At 71.8% G+C, this 23,162-nt stretch carries 22 protein-coding genes; 14 read left to right on the forward strand and 8 right to left on the reverse strand.

Annotated elements, in window-relative coordinates:
* Positions 1–1,470 carry a GAF domain-containing protein gene (locus Q7L65_RS23265; RefSeq protein ID WP_304724964.1) on the forward strand — a complete coding sequence of 490 codons (1,470 nt, stop codon included), beginning with the start codon at positions 1–3 and terminating at the stop codon, positions 1,468–1,470.
* 63 nt (positions 1,471–1,533) lie between these two features.
* On the opposite strand, the gene Q7L65_RS23270 is transcribed toward Q7L65_RS23265, so the two are convergent.
* Both Q7L65_RS23270 and Q7L65_RS23275 read right to left on the reverse strand, forming a co-directional pair.
* On the reverse strand, positions 1,534–3,744 hold the full coding sequence (locus tag Q7L65_RS23270; RefSeq protein ID WP_304724965.1) for a glycosyltransferase: 2,211 nt from the start codon (positions 3,742–3,744) through the stop codon (positions 1,534–1,536).
* A 223-nt stretch (positions 3,745–3,967) separates the two neighbouring features.
* Complete coding sequence (locus Q7L65_RS23275; RefSeq protein ID WP_304724967.1) at positions 3,968–4,369, reverse strand: hypothetical protein; 402 nt, start codon at positions 4,367–4,369, stop codon at positions 3,968–3,970.
* Positions 4,370–4,611: 242 nt separating this feature from the next.
* Here Q7L65_RS23275 and Q7L65_RS23280 point away from each other — a divergent pair, with 242 nt between their 5' ends.
* Positions 4,612–6,105 (forward strand): aldehyde dehydrogenase family protein, encoded by a 1,494-nt coding sequence (locus Q7L65_RS23280; RefSeq protein ID WP_304724970.1) that lies wholly within the window; start codon positions 4,612–4,614, stop codon positions 6,103–6,105.
* An 87-nt stretch (positions 6,106–6,192) separates the two neighbouring features.
* Here the strand turns inward: Q7L65_RS23280 and Q7L65_RS23285 are convergent, their stop codons facing one another.
* Complete coding sequence (locus Q7L65_RS23285; RefSeq protein ID WP_304724972.1) at positions 6,193–7,098, reverse strand: LysR substrate-binding domain-containing protein; 906 nt, start codon at positions 7,096–7,098, stop codon at positions 6,193–6,195.
* Between the two features lie 104 nt (positions 7,099–7,202).
* Between Q7L65_RS23285 and Q7L65_RS23290 the strand changes: the two genes are divergently transcribed.
* Positions 7,203–8,273 (forward strand): C4-dicarboxylate ABC transporter, encoded by a 1,071-nt coding sequence (locus Q7L65_RS23290; protein WP_304724974.1) that lies wholly within the window; start codon positions 7,203–7,205, stop codon positions 8,271–8,273.
* Positions 8,274–8,378: 105 nt separating this feature from the next.
* On the opposite strand, the gene Q7L65_RS23295 is transcribed toward Q7L65_RS23290, so the two are convergent.
* Positions 8,379–9,329, reverse strand: coding sequence for an aldo/keto reductase (locus tag Q7L65_RS23295; protein ID WP_304724976.1), 951 nt, complete (start codon positions 9,327–9,329; stop codon positions 8,379–8,381).
* A 92-nt stretch (positions 9,330–9,421) separates the two neighbouring features.
* Here Q7L65_RS23295 and Q7L65_RS23300 point away from each other — a divergent pair, with 92 nt between their 5' ends.
* The gene (locus Q7L65_RS23300; protein WP_304724977.1) at positions 9,422–10,030 is read left to right on the forward strand and encodes an NADPH-dependent FMN reductase; all 609 of its coding nucleotides are present in this window, start codon (positions 9,422–9,424) and stop codon (positions 10,028–10,030) included.
* Positions 10,031–10,072: 42 nt separating this feature from the next.
* Here the strand turns inward: Q7L65_RS23300 and Q7L65_RS23305 are convergent, their stop codons facing one another.
* Positions 10,073–10,948 (reverse strand): VOC family protein, encoded by an 876-nt coding sequence (locus Q7L65_RS23305; protein WP_304724979.1) that lies wholly within the window; start codon positions 10,946–10,948, stop codon positions 10,073–10,075.
* Positions 10,949–11,166: 218 nt separating this feature from the next.
* On the opposite strand from Q7L65_RS23305, the gene Q7L65_RS23310 reads away from it, so the two are divergent.
* Positions 11,167–12,123, forward strand: a complete 957-nt coding sequence (locus tag Q7L65_RS23310; RefSeq protein ID WP_304724981.1) for a hypothetical protein — start codon at positions 11,167–11,169, stop codon at positions 12,121–12,123.
* A 19-nt stretch (positions 12,124–12,142) separates the two neighbouring features.
* On the forward strand, positions 12,143–12,787 hold the full coding sequence (locus Q7L65_RS23315) for an SDR family oxidoreductase (RefSeq protein WP_370552629.1): 645 nt from the start codon (positions 12,143–12,145) through the stop codon (positions 12,785–12,787).
* Between the two features lie 33 nt (positions 12,788–12,820).
* Here Q7L65_RS23315 and Q7L65_RS23320 read toward each other — a convergent pair whose 3' ends face one another.
* From Q7L65_RS23320 to Q7L65_RS23330, 3 genes are read right to left on the reverse strand one after another with little or no spacing between them, the layout of a single operon-like run.
* A complete protein-coding gene (locus Q7L65_RS23320) occupies positions 12,821–13,594 on the reverse strand; it encodes an ABC transporter ATP-binding protein (protein WP_304724984.1) in 774 nt (257 codons plus the stop codon).
* Entirely contained in the window at positions 13,591–14,667 is a 1,077-nt protein-coding gene (locus Q7L65_RS23325) for an ABC transporter substrate-binding protein (protein WP_304724985.1), read from the reverse strand. Before Q7L65_RS23325 ends, Q7L65_RS23320 begins: the two co-directional genes overlap by 4 nt.
* Before the next feature lie 53 nt (positions 14,668–14,720).
* Positions 14,721–15,509 (reverse strand): ABC transporter permease, encoded by a 789-nt coding sequence (locus Q7L65_RS23330; protein WP_304724986.1) that lies wholly within the window; start codon positions 15,507–15,509, stop codon positions 14,721–14,723.
* 103 nt (positions 15,510–15,612) lie between these two features.
* Here Q7L65_RS23330 and Q7L65_RS23335 point away from each other — a divergent pair, with 103 nt between their 5' ends.
* The 8 genes from Q7L65_RS23335 to Q7L65_RS23370 all read left to right on the forward strand — a co-directional run bounded on the left by Q7L65_RS23335 (position 15,613) and on the right by Q7L65_RS23370 (position 23,162).
* Positions 15,613–16,392 (forward strand): polyphosphate kinase 2 family protein, encoded by a 780-nt coding sequence (locus Q7L65_RS23335; RefSeq protein ID WP_304724988.1) that lies wholly within the window; start codon positions 15,613–15,615, stop codon positions 16,390–16,392.
* Positions 16,393–16,513: 121 nt separating this feature from the next.
* Positions 16,514–17,506: a TerC/Alx family metal homeostasis membrane protein gene (locus Q7L65_RS23340; RefSeq protein WP_304724990.1), complete on the forward strand. Its 993-nt coding sequence runs from the start codon at positions 16,514–16,516 to the stop codon at positions 17,504–17,506.
* A gap of 436 nt (positions 17,507–17,942) precedes the next feature.
* The gene (locus tag Q7L65_RS23345) at positions 17,943–18,980 is read left to right on the forward strand and encodes a cyclopropane-fatty-acyl-phospholipid synthase family protein (RefSeq protein ID WP_304724992.1); all 1,038 of its coding nucleotides are present in this window, start codon (positions 17,943–17,945) and stop codon (positions 18,978–18,980) included.
* A gap of 2 nt (positions 18,981–18,982) precedes the next feature.
* Positions 18,983–19,375, forward strand: a complete 393-nt coding sequence (locus Q7L65_RS23350; protein ID WP_304724994.1) for a hypothetical protein — start codon at positions 18,983–18,985, stop codon at positions 19,373–19,375.
* Between the two features lie 20 nt (positions 19,376–19,395).
* Positions 19,396–20,364 (forward strand): acetaldehyde dehydrogenase (acetylating), encoded by a 969-nt coding sequence (locus tag Q7L65_RS23355; protein WP_304724996.1) that lies wholly within the window; start codon positions 19,396–19,398, stop codon positions 20,362–20,364.
* Positions 20,365–20,405: 41 nt separating this feature from the next.
* Positions 20,406–21,470 (forward strand): 4-hydroxy-2-oxovalerate aldolase, encoded by a 1,065-nt coding sequence (gene dmpG, locus Q7L65_RS23360; RefSeq protein WP_304724999.1) that lies wholly within the window; start codon positions 20,406–20,408, stop codon positions 21,468–21,470.
* Positions 21,467–22,306: a 2-keto-4-pentenoate hydratase gene (locus tag Q7L65_RS23365; RefSeq protein WP_304725001.1), complete on the forward strand. Its 840-nt coding sequence runs from the start codon at positions 21,467–21,469 to the stop codon at positions 22,304–22,306. The genes dmpG and Q7L65_RS23365 overlap by 4 nt, the downstream gene beginning before the upstream one ends.
* Positions 22,299–23,162, forward strand: a complete 864-nt coding sequence (locus Q7L65_RS23370) for an alanyl-tRNA editing protein (RefSeq protein WP_304725003.1) — start codon at positions 22,299–22,301, stop codon at positions 23,160–23,162. Before Q7L65_RS23365 ends, Q7L65_RS23370 begins: the two co-directional genes overlap by 8 nt.

A 23,162-nucleotide genomic window follows, 5' to 3' on the forward strand; every position in this document is an offset into this window, starting at 1 on the left:
GTGGCCATCGGATCGACGGTCGAGCCTGTCTCGCAGGCACGGCTCATCGCGCGCGCTCGCGAACGCGTCTGGGAGGGCGGCCCGCCGCCGCGGATCCTGCGCCCGGTCGTGCTGGAGTCGTGGCAGCGCTCGGCGCAGGCCGGCGTCTTCGCCGAGCGCGAGGAGCTGCCGCCGCTGCTGACGCAGGAGGAGCTGGAGGAGCGCCGCGCGCGCCATCCGCTCGCCGCCGCGATGCCGTTGATCCGCTCGCTGCTGGTCGACGTCGCCGAGGACGCCCGCCACGTCGTCGCCGTCTGCGACGTGACCGGTCACCTGCTGTGGGTCGAGGGCAGCCGCGCGACGCAGCGCGCGGCGGAGGGGATCGGCTTCGTCGCCGGCTCGGACTGGAGCGAGGGCACGACCGGCACCAACGCGCCCGGCACGGCCCTCGAAGCCGACCATCCGATCCAGGTGTTCGCGGCCGAGCACTACCACCAGACGCACGCGTCGTGGATGTGCGCCGCGGCGCCGATCCACGACCCCGAGGACGGCAGACTGCTCGGCGCGGTCGACCTGACCGGCTCGTTCGACACCGCCCACCCCTCGACGCTCGCGCTCGCGAACGCGACGGCCAGAGCGGTCGAGGCGCACCTCGCGGCGCTCGGCGCGTGGCGTGACGCCGCGGCGCTGGAGACGGCGCGCGGCCAGGTCGGCGCAGGCGCGAGCCTCACCGTCGTCTCGCCCGGCGGTCGCCTCCTGGGCGACGACCTCGGCCGCCAGCGGGTGCCGCCGCCGACCGAGCCGGGCCGCCTGCGGATAGGCCGCACCGTCGTCGAGGCCGAGCAGCTCCCCAGCGCGCCGGGGTACTGGGTGCTGCGGCGGCAGGGGGGTCACTCCGCTCCGTCGCCGAGCAAGCTCTCCCTCCGCCTGCTCGGCACCCCCGCCGACGCGCTCGTCGCGGGCGGGCGGCGGCTCACCGTGACGAAGCGCCAGCTGGAGATCTGCGCGCTGCTGGCGCTCAGTCCCGAGGGGCTCGGCAGCGGCGAGCTGCGCGAGCTGCTGTACGGCGAGCAGGACGTCGCCGACGTCACGATCCGCTCTGAGCTGTCGCGCCTGCGCCGCACGCTCGGACCGGCGCTGGCGGCGCGGCCGTATCGCTTCGCCGCGCCGGTCGCGACCGACGTCGAGCACGTCGAGCGGCTGCTGCACGGCGGGGACCTGGCCGGCGCCGTGCAGGTCTACACCGGGCCGCTGCTGCCCGCGTCGGAGTCGCCGCGGATCGTCGAGCTGCGCGACCAGCTGCACCACGAGCTGCGCGCGGCGCTGCTCGCGGGGGAGGATCCGGAGGCGCTCTACCAGTGGATCGGCGCCCCGCACGGGGAGCGCGACGCGCCCGTCGCGCGGCGCCTCACCGCGCTGATCGACGAGCGCGACCCGCGCCACGCGACGGCGGTCGCCGTCGTCGAGGCGGACCTCTCGTCGCGACGCTGAGCCGCGGGCGCTTGAGCGGCGCGCCGCAGCGCCGCCACTCCTCGCCGCGCCAGGGGCGCACGCCTACGCCGCTCTGCGCGCCGCCGTTTCCGCGGTCGCGAGCGCTCGCGTGTAGCCGTCGGCGAGCTGGCCGAGCGCTGCCGTCCAGGAGCGGTCGCGGACCGCGTCGAGCCCGCCGTGGGTCAGCCTCGCGCGCAGGGCGGAGTGGTCTGCCAGCTCTATCAGCGCGTCGGCGAGCGCGTCCGCGTCGGGCGGGCAGAGCCAGCCTGAGCGGCCGTGTGCGATCAGCTCGCGCGGGCCGCCGACGTCGACCGACAGCACCGGCAGGCCGCTCGCCTGCGCCTCCAGGATCACCTGGCCGAACGTGTCGGTCTCGCTCGCGAACAGGAACAGGTCGGCGTTCGCGTAGGCGTGCGCGAGCGCGTCGCCGTCGAGCCAGCCGAGGAAGCGGGCGCTGTCGCCGAGCCGCTCGCGCAGCGTCGCCTGCTCCGGGCCGCCGCCGGCCAGCGCCAGGCGCAGCCGCGGATCGCGCGCGTGGGCGCGCTCGAACGTGTCGGCGAGCAGGTCGACGCCCTTCTCGCGCGTCAGCCGGCCGGCGTAGAGGACGACGATCTCGCCGTCGCCCGCGCGCTCGCGCAGCGCCGGCGAGAAGCGCTCGAGGTCGACGCCGCGATCCCAGCGGCCGATCTTGTCCGGCTCGATCCCCAGCTCGGCGAGCGAGGCGTCGGCCGCGCGACTGGGCGAGAGGACCCGGCCGCACTGCCCGTAGAAGACCGCGAGCGCCATCCCGACCGCCGCCTCGATCCGCTCGTCGGCGGTCCGCAGGCGGGCGTAGGCGCCGAGCTCGGTGTGGTAGGAGCCGACGACCGGAAGGCCCAGCAGCCGCGCCAGCAGCGCGGCGGCGATGCCGGCCGGGCCGGGGGAGACGAGGTGGACGAGGTCGTAGTTGCCGCTCGTCAGCGCCTCCGCGACGTCCGGCAGGCTCGGCACGCCGATTTCCAGCCCCGGGTAGAACGGCACGTCGACCTCCGCGACCGCCGGCAGGCGCCGGTCGACGTTGGGGTCGGTGCCGACGACCTCGACCTCGAAGCCGGGCAGCCCGCGCTCGCGGATCTCGTCGAGCGTGTGCGTGACGCCGTGCATCGAGCCGACGCCGTCGGCGACGAGCGCGACGCGGATCGGGTCGCGCTCGCGGCCGTCGAGCTTCTCCTTCTCGCGCGCGAGGAACGCTTGCGCGGGGATGTACGGCACGATCGGCAGCAGCGCCTCGAACAGCTCCAGCCCGACCGCGCCGATTCTGTCGACGTCGCCGGCGCTGTGGAGCGCGCGGTCGACGGCGGCGGCGAGCCGGCGCTCGTGCACACGGCGGGCGCGGCGGGCGAGGTCGGAGTGCGAGAAGTCCTCAGCCTGCATGCGCGCGATCAGCGCGTCGGCGTCGGGCTCGAAGCCGAGCGCGTCGAGCCAGGCGCGCAGCAGTCGGCGGCCGTCGTCGGGGCCGAGGCCGGTGCCCTCCTCGCCGCCGCGCTGCTCGCCCTCGCTCATCATCCGCTCGGCCATCTGCAGGACCGCGAACGGGTCCGGCGCATGCTCGCGGTCAGCGCCGATCGAGCGGGCGGCGAGCGCGATCGCCGCGTGCGTCCACTTCGCGGCGCTCCCCTGTCTGCCGTGCGCGCTGACGTTGCCGGCGCGCAGGTGGGCGAGGAACTGTTCGGGCGTGGCGGCAGGCGGCGCCTGCGTGAAGGTGCGGCCGACGTCGACGCCCGCATGGTCGTCGGAGCCGCCCACGCCCGTCCCGCCGTGGGTCTCGATGTAGACCGCGGCGGGAGCGTTCAGCTCCGGTGCGCGCGATCCGTTGCGGACCTCCCAGACGGGGAAGAGCTGTGCGAGCCGTCGCCGGTGGCGCGCGGTCAGCGGCGCCGCGACGGCGTAGAAGGGGTGCGCGAGCGCGCAGGCGATCTCGTTGCCGTGCAGATAGGCGGCGATCGTCTCGACGTCCTTGGCGTGCGCCTGCAGCCAGTCGTGGTCGTCGGGCGTGATGCCCCAGCAGAGCACGTGGACCGCCTGTTCCTGGTGGCGGAACCAGGTCGTCAGCTCGACCGAGGTGAAGACGCCGGGCAAGCCCTGGCGCTCCAGTTCGAGGCAGCCCTCGATCGTGTCGTGGTCGGTGATCGTGACGAAGTCCATGCCGCGTCGTCTGGCGAGCGCGTAGACCTCCGCCGGAGGCGTGGCGCACTCCGGCAGCCCGATCGCCCGCTGGACCCCGAGCTTGCTCAACTGACTCGCGGTCGAATGGCAGTGCAGGTCGGCTCGCGTCGCCGACGGCTCTGCCGTTGCCTCACGCTGCTCTCCCATGTTGCGCATGAGACCAAAATGGCGTGCAAATGGCCGCCTTTCGTGACCAGTTCGCGAAGATCGCGTGACCGGGGAGTGAACGACGGAGGCCCGGCGGATGTGCCGCCGGGCCTCGTCCATCGTTGAATTCAGACTACGCGGTGGTTCATCGCATGCCCGCCGCGACGCGCTCCTCGGGCTGTGCGTGATCGCCGACGGAGAGCTCGTGCACGACGCGCTCGGTGCGCAGCTCGTGGGCGCTGAGGCCGACGAGGGCGATCGCCGCGAGGGCGAGGCCGCCGGCGAGCGCGAGCGCGTAGACGACGTTCGCCGCGAACAGCAGGCTCATCGCGACGAGGCCGATGCCGACAGCGGCTGCGGTGACTGCGGTCGCCTGGTGGACGCGGTCGCGCACGACCGCGAGCGAGCCGAGCGCGACGAGGACCGCGATCGTGCCGACGGAGAACGCGAGCCATTGGATCCAGTTCGGTGTGAACGCCTGAGTGGCGACGACGAGGAACGCGCCGACGATGCCGATCGCGATGTTGGTGAGGTAGCGGATGCTCATGAGAGATCCTCCAGGTGAGTCGGAGGGATCGTCCGTCTAGGCCCTTGGTCTGGCGGGCGGTCCGCTGGTGAATGATTGTCCGACAACGAGTCTAGACCCTTAGACGAGGATCGAAACGTTGTGATCGTGTTGGCAACGCAACGGTTCTGCAACGTGCCCGGGCGTATGGTCGTTCGCGAGCCTTCCGCCTCACGGGCGGCGGGCGCGAGGAGACAATCCGTCACGTCACGAGGAGGCCGTCCATGGCCGTTGCTGTCCCGATGGCAGAAGCAACCCGTCGCTTCACCTCTGAACCGCGCAAGCTGCTGATCGGCGGCGAGTGGCGCGCGGCGCTGAGCGGCAAGACGTTCGAGACGTACGACCCCGCCACCGGCGCGGTGCTCGCGACCGTCGCGGAGGGCGACGCGCAGGACATCGACCTCGCGGTCGCCGCGGCGCGCAGAGCGCTGGACGGCCCGTGGGGCCGTCTCAACCCGTCCGAGCGCGGGCGCATCGTGCACCGCATCGGCGACCTGATCATGGAGCACGCCGACGAGCTGGCCGAGCTGGAGTCGCTCGACAACGGCAAGCCGAAGGCCGTCGCCGCGGCCGCAGACATCCCGCTCGCCGCCGACCTCTTCTGGTACATGGCCGGCTGGGCGACGAAGCTCAACGGCGGCACGATCAACCCGTCGGTCCCGTACATGCCGGGTGCGGAGTTCCACGCCTACACGCTGCGCGAGCCGGTCGGCGTCGTCGGCCAGATCATCCCGTGGAACTTCCCGCTGCTGATGGCGGCATGGAAGCTCGGCCCCGCGCTGACGACCGGCTGCACGGTCGTGTTGAAGCCCGCCGAGCAGACGCCGCTGAGCGCGCTGCGGCTGGCGGAGCTGATGCTGGAGGCCGGCGTCCCCGACGGCGTCGTCAACGTGGTCCCGGGCTACGGCGAGACCGCCGGTGCCGCGCTCGCCGCGCACCCCGACGTCGACAAGGTCGCCTTCACCGGCTCGACCGAGGTCGGCAAGCTGATCGCGCAGACCGCGACCGGCAACCTCAAGCGCGTCTCGCTGGAGCTCGGCGGCAAGTCGCCGAACATCGTCTTCTCCGACGCCGACGTCGACGCCGCGATCGCCGGCGCCGCGCAGGGGATCTTCTTCAACCAGGGCGAGGTCTGCTCGGCGGGCTCGCGCCTGTACGTGCAGGAGGACCAGTTCGACCGCGTCGTCGAGGGCATCAGCACGGCGGCCTCGAACATCAAGGTCGGCCATGGCCTCGACCCCTCCACGGAGATGGGGCCGCTCGTCTCCCAGGAGCAGTTCGACCGCGTCACGAGATACCTGTCGATCGGTGAGCAGGAGGGCAACCGCGCGACCGCCGGCGGCTCGGCGATCGAGGGCGACGGCTGGTTCGTGCAGCCGACCGTGCTCGTCGACGCGACCGCCGATCACACGATCGTGCGCGAGGAGGTCTTCGGCCCGGTGATCGCGGCGATGCCGTTCAGCGACGTCGACGACCTCGCGCGCCAGGCGAACGACTCCGCCTACGGCCTCGCCGCCGGCGTGTGGACGCGTGACATCTCCAAGGCGCACCTGCTGGCGAAGAAGATCAAGGCCGGCACCGTGCACATCAACAGCTACCACGTGTTCAGCGCGGAGCTGCCGTTCGGCGGCTACAAGCAGTCCGGTTGGGGTCGCGAGATGGGCGAGGAAGTGCTCAACAACTACATGGAGACGAAGTCGGTGATCGTCGGGCTGTAAGTCCAACGCGGCCGGCCATCGACCTGTGCCCCTGGAGGGGCACCAGCGGCAGTTTCGGTACCGCAGCGGTACCGAAGCTGCCGCTGCTCAGTCCAGCCCGCCGCCGAGCCACTTCCAGAAGCGCTCGGCGGGACGGGGAAGCTCGCGGCGCGGGTCGCGCACCGCGCGCAGCTCGCGCGTCAGCGGCACGTCGCGCAGCGGCAGCGCGTGCAGCGTCCCGACGCGCACCTCGGTCTCGACCGCCAGGCGCGACAGCAGCCCGAAGCCGCCGGACGCGAGCGCGCGCTTGACGCTCTCCGCGCTCGCCAGCTCCAGCCGCGGGGCCAGCTCGACGCCCGCCTCCAGCATCGCCGCCGCGGCGACCGTGCGCGTGCCGGAGCCCTGCTCGCGCGCGACGTAGGAGTCGCCGCGCAGCTCTCTCGCGCGCAGCGATCTGCGTCGCGCCCAGCGGTGCCCGTTCGCGACGACGACGACGATCGCGTCGCGTCTGACGACCAGCGCGTCGAGCCCGTCGAGCGGGTCGAGGCCCTCGACGAAGCCGATCTGCGCGCGTCGTTCGCGCAGCGCCAGCAGCACCTCCGTCGAGTTGACGATCGCGACCTGCGCGTGCACGGCCGGCTCGTGCTCGCGGAAGCGCGCGAGCCAGTCCGGCAGCAGGAACTCGCCGAGCGTGTGGCTGGCCGCGAGCGTGAGCGAGGAGCCGGCGTCGCGTTGGTGGCTGGCGAGCGCCTGCTCGGCGTCGCGCAGCGCGGCGAGCACGCGCTTCGCCTCCGGGTACAGGACGCGGCCGGCGGTCGTCGGGCGCACGCCGAAGCGGCCGCGCTCCAGCAGCGTGACGCCGACGCGTCGCTCCAGCGCCAGCACGCGCTTGGTCACCGCCGACTGGGTCAGGTCGAGCGTGTCGGCCGCGCCGCGCATGCTGGCCGCCTCGCAGGCGGCGACGAAGGCAGCCAGGTCGGGGCTCGGCAGCGGGTTTGCGATCGGTGCGACCATCGTCGCAATCCTTGCGCATCTCGCCGGCGATCGATTCCCGGTTGGAATACATGCGCGCCGATTCCGACTGGTACATGGCACCTGCGGCGGCGATCCTGATTGGCGTGCGAGTCGCTCCCAACTGGTTCACCGCCGCGATGGGCACCGGGATCCTCGCGAACGCCGCGATGCTGCTGCCGCTGGACGCGCCGGGCCTGCGCGCGTTCGCGCTCGCGACCTGGCTCGTCGCTGTGCTGCTGCTGGCGAGACTGGCCGGGGCGGCGCTGGAGCAGTGGCGGCGGGACCGTCGGGCCGGGCGCCCCGCGGCTCCGCGCGAGCTGGCCAGCGCGCCGTTCTGGGGCGCGCCGCCGATGGCGATCATGACGATCGCGACCGGCACGCTGCTGATCGGCCGCGACGTGCTCGGCGAGCAGCTCGCGCTGAGCCTCGCGCTGACGCTGTGGGGTGTCGGCACGCTCGGCGGCCTGGCGGCGGCGATAGCGGTTCCGCGCTGGCTGCTGAGCCATCCGCAGCGCAGACTCGACACCGTCTTCGCGACCTGGCTGCTGCCGGTCGTGCCGCCGCTCGTGTCGGCGACGACGGGCGCGGCGCTCGCCGCCCACGCACCGGCTGGGACGGCGCGACTGGTGCTGCTGCTGACCTGCTGCGTGCTGTTCGGCGTGAGCGTGCTGGCGAGCACGGCGATGGCGGTGCTGATCCTGCGGCGGCTGGCCGCGCACGGGCCGGGGCCCGCGCGGATGGTGCCGACGCTGTTCATCGCGCTCGGCCCGCTCGGCCAGTCGGTCACCGCCGCCTGCCTGCTCGCCGCGGCCGCTCCGGGCGCGCTGCCGGCATCGCTGGCGCGCAGCGGCGCGACGCTCGCGCTCGTCTTCGGCCTGCCGGTCTTCGCGCTCGCGATGGCGTGGCTGGCGCTCGCCGCGACCGCGACGTTGCGCACCGCCGCCGGCCCCGGACTGCCGTTCGCGGCGACCTGGTGGAGCTTCATCTTCCCGATCGGCACCTGCGTGACCGGCTGCTCCGAGCTGGCATCGCGCACCGGCGCCGCGCCGTTGACGTGGATCGCCGCGGCGCTGTTCGCGCTGCTGCTCGGCGCCTGGCTGACGGTCGCAAGCGCCACCGCCCGCCACGCGGTCGGGCGTCACATATCGCGCCGCGCCGCGGTGGCCGCGGCGTAGCGCTGCGGGCTGGGCGGCTCGGCTCGACGCCGCGGTCGCCCAGCGCGCCACGAGCAGCTGCGCCAGTTCGTGGTTGGCGGGGCCTTCGCCGACGGCCGCCGACGGCTACACCGTCTCCGACGCCTCCGTCAGCGCGGCCAGTTCGTCATCGGCCAGTCTCAGCGTCGCGACCGGCAGCAGTTCGGCGAGCTGCTCGGGGGTGCGGGCGCTGGCGATCGGGGCGCTGATGCCGGGCTGGGCGAGCAGCCAGGCGAGCGCGACGGCCGCGACGCTGGTGGAGTGCGCCGCGGCGATCTCGTCGAGCGCGGCCAGCACGGCCGGGCCTCTGGGCAGGTCGAGGTAGGCGGCGGCGCCTTCCGCGCGGGCGCTCTCGACGGTCTCACCGCCGGGCCGGTACTTGCCCGCGAGGAAGCCCATCGCGAGGCTGAAGAAGGGGAAGACGTCGATCCGCTCCGCGACCGCGAGGTCCTGCAGCGGACCCTCGAACGGGATCTCGGCGACGTTGCGGCGCTCGACGAGGTTGTAGTAGGGCTGCAGCGCGACATACGGCGCGAAGCCCTCGCGCGCGGACACCTCGAGCGCTTCCGCCAGCCGCGCGGGCGTGAAGTTGGAGGCGCCGATCGCGCGCACCTTGCCCTCCTTCACGAGCGCGTCGAAGGCGCCGAGCGACTCCTCCAGCGGCACCTCTCTGTGGTCTTCGTGCGCGTACAGGAGGTCGATCTGGTCGACCTGCAGCCGCCGCAGCGAGTCCTCGGCGAACGTGCGGATGTTCGGCGCCGTGAGGCGGTCGAATCTGCCGGCCTTGGTCGCGACGAGGATCTGGTCGCGGTTGCCGCGCGCCTTCATCCAGTTGCCGATGATCGTCTCCGACTCGCCGCCGGAGTTGCCCGGCAGCCAGTGCGAGTAGGAGTCGGCAGTGTCGACGTGGTTGCCGCCGGCGGCGGCGTAGGCGTCGAGGACGGCGAACGACTGAGCCTCGTCGGCGGTCCAGCCGAAGACGTTGCCGCCGAGCGCGAGCGGGAAGAGGTCGAGGTCAGTCCAGGATGCGGTCGTCATCGAGCGAACCTACCACCGCAGGTGCGATCAGCGGGCGCGGGCCAGCGGCGGCGTGACACATGCGCCGTCGCATGCGTACTATCTCGATCCACATGGTCAAGGATCGAGTCCAGCTGACCGTCGTGGTCGGCAGCGCAACGCCGCCCGGCCGCCTGCGCCGCGCCGTCGAAGAGGCGCTCGCGCGCGCCGAGCGGGAGGGCACGGTCGAGACCCGCCTGATCGACCTCGCGGAGGTCCAGATCGCCTCCGCGAACGGCACGCCCGCCGATCAGCTCGGGGACGACACCGCCGCGGTGCTCGCGTCGCTCGCGGACGCCGACGCGGTCCTGCTCGCGACCCCGGTCTACCGCGGCTCGTTCACCGGCGTGTTGAAGAACCTGCTCGACCACGTGCCGATCCCGGCGCTGGAGGGCACGCCGGTCGGGATCGTCGCGATGGGCGCGACGCCGCACCACTTCCTCGGCGCCGAGAGCCACCTGCGCGACGTGCTCGCGTTCTTCGGCGCGCTGGTCGCGCCGGTCGGCGTCTACCTGACCTCGGCCGACTTCGCCGACGGCGTCCCGATCGACGCCGCCGCGGAGGATCTCGACACGCTCGTCACGGGCGTGGCGGAGCTGGCGCGCGCGACCGGCGGGATCCCGCTCGGCGGCCCGCGCCCGCTGCCGGTGCGCCCGCGCCCGCGCGCCGCTCAGGCCGGCTGAGCGACGCGTCCGGAAGCGCGGCGCCGGTCCGCGCCCGCCCCGCTACCGCTCGGCCACGAACCGCAGCCCGTTGCCGAACGGATCGGTCGCGAACAGCGCGCCGTCGCTCTCAAGCGCCGGCGTGCCGGCGGCGGCGAGGCGATCGCGCACGGCCGCGAGCGCGTCCGCGTCGGGCAGCGAGATCTGGAAGCGGTCCAGCCCGCGCGTGTCGGGATCGTTCGGCACGCCGTCGGCGCTCGCCCAGGTGTTGAGGCCGAGGTGATGGTGGTAACCGCCGGCGGAGACGAACAGCGCGCCGGGGTATCCGCGCACGACCACGTCGAAGCCGAGCACGCCGTTGTAGAACGCCTCGGCCTGCTCGATGTCGGAGACCTGCAGGTGGACGTGGCCCATGCGCGCGCCGGCCGGGACGCTCGGGTTCGGCGTCTCGGACGTCACGCCGGGCGGCATCTCGTCGATGATCGCGTCGATGTCGAGCGGCAGCGTCGCCATCTTGATCTGCCCGTCGGGCTCGTGCTCCCACTCCGCGCGCGGGCGGTCGCGGTAGATCTCGATCCCGTTGCCCTCCGGGTCGGTCAGGTAGAGCGCCTCGCTGACGAGGTGGTCGGAGGCGCCGTCGAGCGGGTGCCGCGCGGTCGCCAGGCGGCGCAGCGCGAGTGCCAGGTCGGCGCGCGAGGGCAGCAGCAGCGCGAGGTGGAAGAGGCCGCTGGAGCGCCGCGGGCGCGGTGCGGCGTCGGCGCGCTCGACCAGTTCGATCAGCGGCGTGCCGTCGGGCGCGCCGAGCGTCGCGGCGTCGCCGTCGCGGGTGAGCGGGACGAGCCCGATCACGCGCTCGTAGAAGTCGGCCGTGGTGGCGAGATCGGCGACGGTCAGACGGACCGGGCCGACGGAAGTGGCTGCGGGAAGTGAAGGTGGCATGCGCTCGCTCAGGTCATTTGATTGCGCACACAACAATAGCAATCGCCGGTAGAGCGCGCGCTGAATCGGTCGGCGACATGCTCGCGAGGACGCCGTCGTGCCCATACGTGCGCTACATCACACCCCACATGGGCAGACGTTCGGATTCCGTTAAGCCCGCTCTCATCGAGCGTGGGAACCCTCGAATTCATGGTTGTTTCCTGTTCCCGGAGCACGACGTGAGCGCGGAGTTCATCGCCGCGTACGCCGGCAGCTCCGTCGCGCAGGCGGCGCTCGTCGCCGGGGCGACCGCGTCGGTCGCGCCGGTCTGGATGCGCGCGCTGCGCCACCGTCTCTTCGCGCTGCTGCCGCTGCTCTCGCTCGTCGGCGTCGTGGTGCTGCTGCGTCTGCACCCGCAGTGGGCCGACAGCTTCGCCACCGTCGCGCTCGTCTGCGTGCCGCTGCTGGCGCTGATCGGCGCCGCGCGCGTCGGCCCGCTCGCGCTGCTGATAACCGTCGCGTCGCTCGCGATGGTGCTGCACGACGGCCACTCGCTCGCCGGCCAGCTCGCGGCGCTGACGCTGATCGGCGGCAGCTGCATGCTGCTCGGCGCGCTGCTGGTCGAGCTGACGCCGCCGCAGTGGCTCGGCGCCGGCATCGTCGCGATGGCGGCCGCCGACTTGATACTCGTCGCCAGCGGCGTGCTCGGACCGGCCAGCGACGTGCTCAACGCGGCCGGTGTCAGCGACCACCTGCCGCAGTTGCAGCGGGTCGAGATCGGGCCGTTGGAGATGGGCTACGGCGACGTCTTCCTGCCCGCGCTCGTCGGCGCGCTGCTCGCCGCCCGCGCCCGCCCGCGCACGTGGGCGGCCGGTCTGACGCTGCTGTTCGCGCTCGCCGCCGGGCTGATCTTCCTCGCCTTCGACCGCCTCCCGGCGACCGTCCCCGTCGCGCTCGCGCTGCTCGTCGTCGAGGCCGGCGGCGTCGGGCGGGAAGCGTGGCGACGGCATCGCGGGCGCAAGCGGGCCGACGGCGAGACAGCGCGGGGTCGCGCACCTGCCGAGGCGGCGCCGGACGTCCCCGCGCGCGCCGCAGCCGCGTTGCGCGTCGCGACCTCCCCGGCACCGCCGCTGCGCGTTCGCATGAACCCCGCCGCCGCGTCGCTTCCGGCCGAAGCCGCGGCCGCCGAGCGCTAGCCTCACTCGCATGGCACCCATCGACGTCGCGATCGCGGGCGGGCACGGTCAGATCGGCCTCCGCCTCGGCAAGCTGCTGGCGGCACGCGGGGATCGCGTGCGCGGGCTGATCCGCAATCCCGACCAGGCCGACGACCTGCGCGCCGTCGGCGTCGAGCCGGTCGTCGTCGACCTGGAGAAGTCGGATCCGCAGGCGATCGCCGCGGCCGTCGCGACCGCCGACGCCGTCGTCTTCGCGGCCGGCGCCGGCCCTGGCAGCGGCGAGGCGCGCAAGGCGACGATGGATCGCGACGGCGCGATCAAGCTGATCGACGCCGCCAAGGCGAACGGGATCGAGCGGTATCTGATCGTCAGCTCCCGAGGAGCCGACGCGACCGCGCACGGCGATGGCTTCTCCGCCTACGTGCGCGCCAAGGGCGAGGCCGACGAGGCCGTCAGAGCGAGCGGCCTGCAGTGGACGATCGTGCGCCCCGGCGCACTCGTCGACACGGTCGGCACCGGCCGCGTCGACACCAGCACCGGCGACGGCGAGATCCCGCGCGACGACGTCGCCGCGATGCTCGTCGCCCTGCTCGACGCGCCCGCGACGGCCGGCAGAACCTTCCTGCTCGTCGGCGGCGAGACGCCGATCGACCAGGCCGTGGCGGGCATCGCCGCGTCCTAGTGGCGTGTCAGGCAACGTTCGCCGGACACACCACTAGCCGCTCCCGATCAACCCCGCCACCCGCTCGCGAAATGCGACGAACTGCGGCGTCGCGCGCAGTGCCGCGGTGCGCTGATCGGCGGCGAACGGGACCGGCTCGTCGAGCACGACGCGGCCCGGCCGCGGGCTCATCACCAGCACGCGCGTGCCGAGGTAGACGGCCTCCTCGACGCTGTGGGTGATGAAGAAGGCGGTCTTGCCGGAGCCGAGCCAGATGCGGTGCAGCTCGTCCTGCAGGCGGTCGCGTGTGAGCGCGTCGAGCGCGCCGAACGGCTCGTCGAGCAGCATGATCGCCGGGTCGTTGGCGAGCACGCGCGCGATCTGGCAGCGCTGCTGCATGCCGCCCGACAGCTCGTACGGCGCGGCCTCGGCGAAGTCGCTCAGGCCGACCAGCTCCAGATACCGTGCGGCGATCCGGTGCCGCTCGGCGCGCCCCACGCCACTCAGCCGCGGCCCCAGCTCGACGTTCTTGCGGACCGACAGCCAGGGGTACAGGTTCGCCTGCTGGAAGACGACGCCGCGGTCCGGCGAGGGCGCGACCACGCGCTCCCCGCCGACGGCGATCGTCCCCTCCGTCGGCGTCAGGAAGCCGGCGACCAACTGCAGCAGCGTCGTCTTGCCGCAGCCCGACGGGCCGACGATCGCGACGAACTCACCCGCCGCGACGGAGAGGTCGGTCGGCGCGAGCGCCTGCACCTCGGCGCCGCGCCCGCGATAGCGGTGCGCGACGCCGTGCAGGACGACCGCGTGGTCGCCGTCGAGGCTCACTTCGCGGCGGCCTCCTGCGCGAATCTCGGGTTGACGCCCTCGACGTACTTCGACTCCTCCTGGATCGCCGGGATCTGCCCGAGTCTCTGGTTGAACTCGGCCGCCTCGAAGAGGTTTCTGGCGACGCCGCCGCCGAGGTAGTCGGGGCCGGCCTGCTCGGCGGCGGTCAGGAAGATCAGGCCCGCGAGCTGCGGCGTCACCTCCTGCGGCGTGATGTTCAGCTCGGCGCCGATCGCTCTGGCGGCCTCGTCCGGGCTGTCCTGGATCAGTCTCACCGCTCTGTCCTGCTGCTGGACCCACGTCGTGACCGCGTCGGGGTGCTGCGCCGCGAAGTCGTTGGTGACGACGGCGAGGTCGTACGTCGTCTTGCCCTCTCTGGCGAGCTCCTCGCTGGTGATCAGGACTCTGCCGCCGTCGCCGATGATTCTCGCGAGATTGGGGTTCCAGACGTACGCGCCGTCGATGTCCCCACGCGACCAGGCGGCGTAGATGTCGTCCGGCTCGGCGTCGATCACGTCGACGTCTCTCTCCGACAGGCCCGCTCTGTCGAGCGCGGCGAGCAGCGAGTAGTGCGAGGTCGACGCCAGCGGCGTCGCGATCTTCTTGCCTCTGAGGTCCTGGATCGACGTGATGTCGTCCTTCACGACGAGCGCCTCGGCTCTGCCGATCACGTCGTGGATCCACGGCACCTGGTACTCGATCGGTGTCGACAGCCCGCGCGCGACAGGGCTGGAGCCGGCCAGGCCGATGTCGACCGAGCTCGCCGCGACCGCCTCGTTGACGGTGCCGCCGGAGTCGAACAGCTTCCACTCGATCTCGGTGTCGGGGAAGGCCTGCTCGAGCCATCTCTGGTTCTTGACGATCAGGTCGCCGTTGGGGATCGCCTGGTAGGCGATCGTGATCTTCTCGGGCGCGGCGCCGCTCCCGGACGCGCTCGTCGAGCCGGCGGCCGCCGCCGTGTCGGCGCTGCCGCTGTCGTCGTCGGAGCCGCAGGCGGCGAGACCGAACGCGAGCAGGGCGGCCAGCAGCAGTGCGGCGAACGGCCTCAGGCGGCCGATTCTGGAAAGGGACATGCGACGTTCCTCCTGGTCTGTGGTGTGCACGGGCCGGGGACGGCCGGGGAGCGCTACGCCTTGCCCCGCCAGGGCACGACGCGCTTCTCGAGTTGCTTGACGAGCTGGTCGAGCGCGATCGCCGTGAGGCCGATCACGATGATGCAGAGCACCGCGACGTCGGTCTGCTGGAACTTCTTCGTCGCCCACGCGAGGCCGCCGATGCCGGGGATCCCGTCGACCGTCTCGGCGGCGACGATCGTCGTCCAGGCGAAGCCGAGCGCGAGCCGCGTGCCGGTGAACAGCTCCGGCAGCACCGACGGCAGCGTCACGAACCGCACGACCTGCCAGCGGCTCGCGCCCAGTGCCCGCGCCGCGTCGACGCGCTCCTGCCTGATCCCCTGCACGCCCGCGACGACCGACAGCGCGATCGGCGGGAAGGCGGCGAGGAACAGCAGCCAGATCTTCGACGTGTCCTCGATCCCGAACCAGATGATCAGCAGCGAGAAGTACGCCAGCGGGGGCAGCGCGCGGACGAAGTTGACGTACGGCTCGACGACGAGCCGGAACGGCTTCACCGTCGCCAGCAGCAGCCCCAGCACGACGCCGAAGACGAGTGCGAACGCGACGCCTCGCAGGATCCGCCAGAGGCTCGCCCACAGGTGCTGGTGCAGGTAGTAGCCGGACAGGCCGACCTGACCGTCATGTGTCGTCTCGCCCTCTACCAGTCGTCTCCAGACGCTCGCCGGGTTCGGCACGAACAGCTCGGACCAGACTCTGAGCTCGACCACGAGCCACCAGATCGCGATCAGGATCGCGACCGACAGCAACGGGATCGCAGTGCGCGCGACGCCGCGGCGCAAGGTATTTCCGAGTATCTCGACCAACTTAGAGAGGATTAATACACGACGGCGCGCCGGCGCGCGCCCGACCGGTTTCGCCGTCGCGGCGCTAGGGTCCAGCGCAATGGGCTGGCTCGACGACGTCGACCTGACGCGCTCGCTCGACAAGGAGGACGGCGAGCGGCTGCTGCGCCATCAGCAGAACCGGCTGCTGGCACTGCGGCTGCAGCTCGGCGGCCTGATCGGCGGCGGCGGCCGCGTCGGACCGCCGTTGCTGGTCGTCTTCGAGGGCTGGGACGCGGCCGGCAAGGGCGGCGCGATCAGACGGCTCGTCGCGCCGCTGGATCCCCGCCACGTGCGCGTCAAGCAGTTCGCCGCGCCGACGCCCGACGAGAAGCGCCACCACTTCCTGCAGCGCTTCTGGCAGCCGCTGCCCGGCTGGGGCGGGATGGCGGTCTACGACCGCTCCTACTACGGCCGCGTGCTGGTCGAGCGCGTCGAGCGCTTCGCCGAGAAGCACGAGTGGCGGCGCGCCTACGACGAGATCGTCGACTTCGAGCACTCGCTGCACGAGGAGGGCATGACGATCGTCAAGTTCTGGCTGCACATCTCCTCCGAGCAGCAGCGCAATCGCTTCGAGAAGCGCGCGAGGGACCCGCTGAAGCAGTGGAAGCTGACCGACGAGGACTGGCGCAACCGCGAGCAGCGCCCGCAGTACGAGGCGGCGCTGGAGGACATGTTCGAGCGCACCGATCGTCCCGAGGCGCCGTGGACGATCGTCTCGGCCGAGTCGAAGCCGTACGCGCGCGTGCAGGTTCTCGAAACCGTCAACGCCGCGATCGAGGCAGCGATGCGCGCACATTCGATCGAGCCGATATCGTTGGCGGCACGAGAAGGGAAGTAGCCCTGCGACACGGCGCGTTCGTCAAGACGGTTCCCACCTGGGGACCCGGCGCGCCGGCCGTAGCCCCACGGTGGGTCAAACCTTCGAGACCACCCGATAGTTCTCGAAGGAGCCCCAATAGATGTTGATCCCCTGGCTCGGCCTGGTGGCGTTCATCGTCGTCTCGCTGACGATCGACCTGCGTGGCCACGGCGGCAGACCGATGACGCCCCGCAACGCGCTGATCTGGTCGATCGCGTGGACCGCGATCGGCGCGGCGTTCGCGATATTGCTGCTGATCTTCGACGACGGCCAGGCCGCCGGTGAGTACCTCTCCGGCTTCCTGATCGAGAAGTCGCTGTCGCTCGACAACCTGTTCGTCTTCGCGATCCTCTTCACGTTCCTGCAGGTGCCGGACACGCAGCGCCTGAAGGTGCTCGTGTGGGGCATCGCGGGCGCGATCGTCCTGCGCACGCTCTTCATCCTCGTCGGCGCCGCGGCGCTCGACGCGTTCCACGCGACGACGTACGTGCTCGGGGCGCTGCTGCTCTTCACCGCGATCAGAATCGCGAAGTCCGGCGGCGAGGAGATGGACCCGGAGAGAACGATCATCATGCGGATGCTGCGCAGAGCGCTGCCGCTCTCCAGAGAGTTCGACGGCGACAAGCTGTTCACGATCGAGAACGGCAAGAGACTCGCGACGCCGCTGTTCGCGGCGCTGGCGCTCGTCGCCGCGTTCGACGTGATGTTCGCGATCGACTCGATCCCGGCGATCTTCGCGATCACGCGCGACACCTACATCGTGTTCGCGGCGAACGCCTTCTCGCTGCTCGGGATGGTCTCGCTCTACTTCCTGCTCGACGGCCTGCTGGACCGCTTCCGCTACCTCCACTACGGCCTCGCGGTGATCCTCGCGTTCGTCGCGGCGAAGCTGCTGCTGGTCGACGTCTGGCACCCGTCCAACGGCCTCTCGCTGGCGGTGATCGCGGTCGCGATCGGCGGCGCGGCGCTGTTCTCGTCGATCGCGGAGAGAAGAGAGCAGCGTCTCGCGCAGGAGCGCGCCGACGCCGGGCTGCCGCCGCTGGAGGCGTCCGACGAGCGCGACGAGGACAAGACGCCGACGACGTCGGCGTAGCCGCGATCGCAGCGGGTGCGTGCGCGCCCGCCCCGATCGTCCATTTGTTGAGCTGGGGTTAAGTGCAGGCTAGCCGCATGTGGATCCGCTGGGCGGCGGGGGCGATCTTCGGGATCGTGGCAATCCGACGCAGGCAGGTGGAAGCCCTGTCGACCGGAAACCACCCGAAAGCGGACACCGGGGGCGAAACCAGCGCCGACCGGGTACATGAACGCTTGACGTGGGCCGAGCGCCCGGCATATAACAACCTCTGACGGCGCATCGAGCGACGTCGGGGGAAGACCGAGGAGCAGTTCGTGATTGGTTTTGACCGAGTCCGCATGTGCATGGGGCCGGTCAGTTCGAGCTGCATTGAACTGATGTCGAGGGGGATGTCGGCGCGCTGCCATAATTCGCTTGCGCTCCGTGCTGCCCGAAGGGCGAGGTGAGCTAGTCGATGACGGACGTCCAGCCAACGCTGAAGGTGGAGCCGGGGGACGTCCATGACGCGTCGCGGCCGGTCTTCGAGCTGTTCGAGGGCTTTGCGCTGACGAGCGTGCTCGCGTCGCTGGAGCGGGCCGGCCTGCTGGCGCGCCTGGAGGGTGGCAACGTGCCAGCTGACCCCGGCGACGGCGAGGACGGACTTCCGCTCGCCACGCTCCGGTATCTTGCTCAACGTGGCATCGTCGAGGAGAGCGACGGCACCTTCAGCCTGTCGGAGCGCGGGCGCGCCGTCACGCGCGACAAGGGCTACCTCGTCTGGCTGCAGGGCGGCTACGGCCACGTGCTCGCTGCACTGGGGGACTTCTCTACCGGTGCGCAGCGTTACGGGAGCGATGTGATCCGCGACGGTCGCTGGGTCGCCGACGGCTCCGCCCTGATCGGGCGCGACGACGTCTCCCCGCACGCGACCGCGGTGCTGGAGACGATCGACTTCAGCCATGTCGTCGACCTCGGCTGCGGCAACGCGCGCTTCCTGATCGCCGCCGCCAACCGCTTCGGCGTGACCGGCGTCGGCGTCGACCTCGCGCCCGAGGCGTGCGAGGACGCCGAGCACGCGATCGCCGCGGCCGACCTGTCCGACAGCGTGAAGGTGCGCTGCGGCGACGCCGGTGACCTCGACGCGATCCCGGAGCTGGCCGAGGCCGACCTCGCGGTCGCGTTCTTCCTCCTGCACGAGATCTTCGAGCACGGCCGCGACGCGCTGATGAGCTACCTGCGCAAGCTCGGCTCGATCATGCCGCGCGGCGCGCACATGCTGGTCGCCGAGGTGCAGCCCGCCAGCGGCGCGCAGCACGAGCGCTGGCGCCCTGAGTTCACGCTGCTGCACGCGATCATGCGTCAGCAGCTGTTGACGGAGGAGGGCTGGCACGACGCCTTCGTCGAGGCGGGCTGGGCGCGCAAGGAGGTCCGCGAGCTGGGGCTCCCGGGCGCCGTTCTGCTCTTGTACGAAAACCTCGCGCCCGGGCGCGACGACGCGGAAGGGGGTGCTTGATCGTGGAGGTCGCACAACGATCGGGCGTCGTCATCACACAGGGCCTGCCCGTCTACGTCGAGGTCGAGGGGCACCACGCCCCGACGCCGTTCATGGTGACGCCGGAGACGCTGCCGGGGACGCCGTTCAGCATCGCGGTCGTGGATGCCGCGAGACTGATCGGCGCGCCGCACGCGGATCTGCACGTCCACGACGACCACGACGAGCTGTATCTCGTCGCGACGCCGGGCCTGCGCTTCACGGTCGAGACCGAGGACGATCGGATCGAGCTGAACTCGCCCGCGACGATCTCGATCCCGGCCGGCGTCAAGCACCGGCTGATCTGTCACGAGGTCCAGACCGACACCTGTCCGTTCCTCGGGATCCTGTTGGAGAAGGGGACGCTCCCCGCTTAGGGGGCGAAAGGGTGGAGGGGATGGAAGCCTCAGCGATCACCGGAGCGAGAGCGCCGCAGCAGCCGCGTCCGCGGCTGCGGCTGGCCCGCTCGCGCGGGCACGAGAAGCTGCGCGTCGGAATCATCGGCACCGGCAACATCGGCACCGACCTGCTGCTGAAGGTGCAGCGCTCGCCGCTGCTGGCGTGCGAGCTGTTCGCCGGCCGCAGCAGCAGATCGGCCGGGATGCGCACCGCCCAGGAGCTGGGCGTGGAGACCTCCGACCGCAGCATCGACGCGTTCCTCGACGAGCCGGACCGCTTCGACCTCGTCTTCGACGCGACCTCCGCGATCGACGCCAAGCGCCACTACGCGCTGCTGGCGCCGCTCGGGATACCCGTGATCGACCTGACGCCGGCGAAGCTCGGCAAGCTCTGCATCCCGGCGCTCAACCTCGACGACTGCGTCGGGGAGCCGAACCTCTGCATGGTCACGTGCGGCGGGCAGGCGGCCGTGCCGCTGGCCAACTGCATCGTGCGGACCCAGCCGCAGGTCGAGTACGTCGAGATCGTCTCGACGAGCGCGTCGCGCTCCGTCGGGCCGGCGACGCGCATCAACATAGACGAGTACCTGGCGACGACGGAGGCGGCCGTCGGCCACTTCTGCGGCGTTGCGAAGGCGAAGACGATCCTGATCGTCAACCCCTCCAACCCGCCGATCAAGATGCAGAACACCGTCTTCGCGAAGGCCGACGAGGTCGACCTGCCCGTGCTGCGGGACGCGGTCCACGAGATGGTCAGACGGATACAGCGTTACGTGCCCGGCTACCGCATGGTGATGGAGCCGCTGCACGAGAACGGACGGATCGCGATGACGGTCCAGATCTCCGGTGCGGGCGACTACCTGCCGGAATACGCAGGGAACCTGGACATCATCACGTGCGCCGCGGTCGCGGCGGCCGAGGAGAACGCGCGAGTCCTGCTGTCGGACTCCGCTGCCACGGGGAACTGAAGGTTCGAGGGGGACTTGGGGACCGAGGGGGAACCATTCGTATGACACAGATCTTGATCAGCGATCCGACGTTGCGGGACGGCAACCACGCCGTCCAGCACCGCCTCAACGAGGAGCAGATCCGCCGCTACGCGGCGGCTGCCAACGCGGCCAGAGTGGCGATAGTCGAAGTCGGCCACGGCAACGGCCTGGGGGCGTCGTCGCTGCAGGTCGGCGAGGCGCTGCTGAGCGACGCGGAGATGCTGCGGATCGCGCGCGAGGAGCTGTCGGACGTGAAGCTCGGAGCCTTCGGGATCCCCGGCTTCGCGACGATGAGGCGAGATCTCGACGTCGCGATCGACGCGGGCGCGGACATCTTCCGCGTCGGCGCGCACTGCACCGAGGCCGACCTGACCGAACGGCACATCACGTACCTGCGCGAGCAGGACAAGGAGGTCCACGGCGTCCTGATGATGTGCCACATGGCGACGCCTGAGCGGCTCGTCGAAGAGGCACGCAAGATGGAGTCCTACGGCGCCCAGGGCGTGATCGTGATGGACTCGGCCGGCGCCTTCCTGACCGACGACCTGCAGGACCGCATAGCCCGGCTGGTCGACGGCACGCAGATCGCGATCGGCTTCCACGGCCACAACAACCTCTGCCTCGCGGTCGCCAACTCGGTCGCGGCGGTGAAGGCGGGCGCGACGATCCTCGACGGGACCGCGCGCGGCTTCGGCGCCGGCGCGGGCAACACCGAGCTCGAGGTGCTCGTCGCGGTGCTGGCCGAGCTCGGCCACGACACGGGCATAGACCTGTACAAGGTGCTCGACGCCGCAGACCTGGCGGAGGCGCAGCTGGTGCAGAGAATGCCGCACACCGACTCCGTCGGGATCGTCAGCGGTCTCGCCGGCGTCTTCTCCGGCTACTCCGGCCCGGTCCGGCGGATCGCCAGAGACTTCGGCGTCGACCCGCGCGACGTCTTCTTCGCACTCGGCAGACGAGACGTGATCGCCGGCCAGGAGGACGTGATCCTCGAGGTGGCGATGGCGCTGCGCGACGCAGTCGAGGGACAGCAGCTGGAACAGCAGGACGACGAGATCAGCGAGTCCGAGGGGGCACGGACATGACACCGCGTACGATCACCCGCACGTTCGACGGCCAGCGGCCGGCGTTTCTGGAGGCCAGCGAGCTGACGCCGCACCACGAGGCGCTCGCAAGGCTCTTGTGGCACTCCGAGCTGCGCGGCGAGCCGATCGAGCCGCTCAGCAAGACGTTCCCGGACCTGACGATCTGGGACGCGTACCGAATACAGGCGATCGGGCGTGACCTGCGCACGGCGCAGGGCGAGGAGCTGCGCGGCTGGAAGGTCGGCCTCACGAGCCTCGCGATGCAGGAGATGATGAACGTCGACCAGCCGGACTCCGGCTACCTGCTCGAGTCGACGGTCGTCCACAGCGGCGCGCAGCTGCGCGCCTCGCGCTTCATCCAGCCGCGCGTGGAGGCGGAGATCGCCTTCCTGCTGAAGTCGCCGCTGGAGGGGCCGGGCGTGACGCGCGAAGAGGTGCTGGAGGCGACGCACGCGTTCGCGCCGGCGCTCGAGGTGATCGACTCGCGCATCAGCGACTGGCGCATCGGGATCGTCGACACGGTCGCCGACAACGCCTCCTCCGGCGTCTGCGTGATCGGCGACTGGGAGCCGGCCGAGGACATCCGCTCCGAGACGCTCGGCGTTTCGCTCGCGATCGGGCCGGAGCTGGTGCGCGGCCGCGGCGACGCCGTCCTCGGGCACCCGGCCGAGCCGGTCGCGTGGCTGGCCCGCACGCTCGCCGAGCAGGGCCTGCGGCTGGAGCCGGGCGACATCGTGATGCCCGGATCGGTCGCGCGCGCGGTGCCGATCGCGCCGGGGCAGACGGCGTACGCGACGTTCGACCGGCTGGGAGAGGTGAGCGTCGGCCTTGTCTGAGACGGCCGCCAGACGCGAGCTCCCGGCAGCTTCCGCGGCACAGGCGCAGGCGTGGAACTCGCAATGCGAAGCACGCGCGCCCGCCGATGCGCCGACCTACCAGGTCAACGCCTATCAGCGCTCCTTCTCGGCGCGCGTCGTGCGCGTCGAGGGCAACGCGGTGCAGTTGGAGGGCAGCGCGCTGTACCCCGGCGGCGGCGGCCAGCCGGCGGACCACGGGACGCTGCGGGCGGACGGGCGCGCCTGGCGCGTGAGCGGCGCGAAGCTCGCGCGCGACGACGCCGACCCGGCCTTCCCGGCGCCCGGTGTCTGGCACCTGCTGGAGCGCGACGGCGGCGACGAGGCGGCCGACGACCATGCGCCCGCGCCCGCTGCCGGGGCGGAGGTCGAGGGCGAGCTGGACTGGGAGCGCCGCTATCGACTGATGCGCACGCACACCGCGCTCCATATTCTGTGTGCCGTGGTGTGGCGCGACTACGGCGCGAAGGTCACCGGCGCGAACATGGAGCCGCTGCGCGGGCGGATGGACTTCGAGTTCGACGCGCTGTCGGGCGAGTTCGTGCGCGAACTGGAGCAGAAGGTCAACGCCGAGGTCGCCGCCGCGCGCCCGACGCGCGTCGACTTCCTGCCGCGTGCGGAGGCGGACAGAGATCCGGAGCTGATCCGCAACAAGGTCAGCCTGCTGCCGCCGTCGATCACGGTCGTGCGCGTGGTCGGGATCGAGGGCCTGGACCTGCAGGCCGACGGCGGCACGCACGTCGCCAACACGCGCGAGGTGGGGCGGATCGAGCTTCCCTCGTACAAGAGCAAGGGCAGAATCAACAAGCGCGTCGAACTCACGCTGACAGGGGACTGA

The organism is Conexibacter sp. CPCC 206217 (assembly GCF_030646165.1).
Lineage (GTDB): Bacteria > Actinomycetota > Thermoleophilia > Solirubrobacterales > Solirubrobacteraceae > Conexibacter.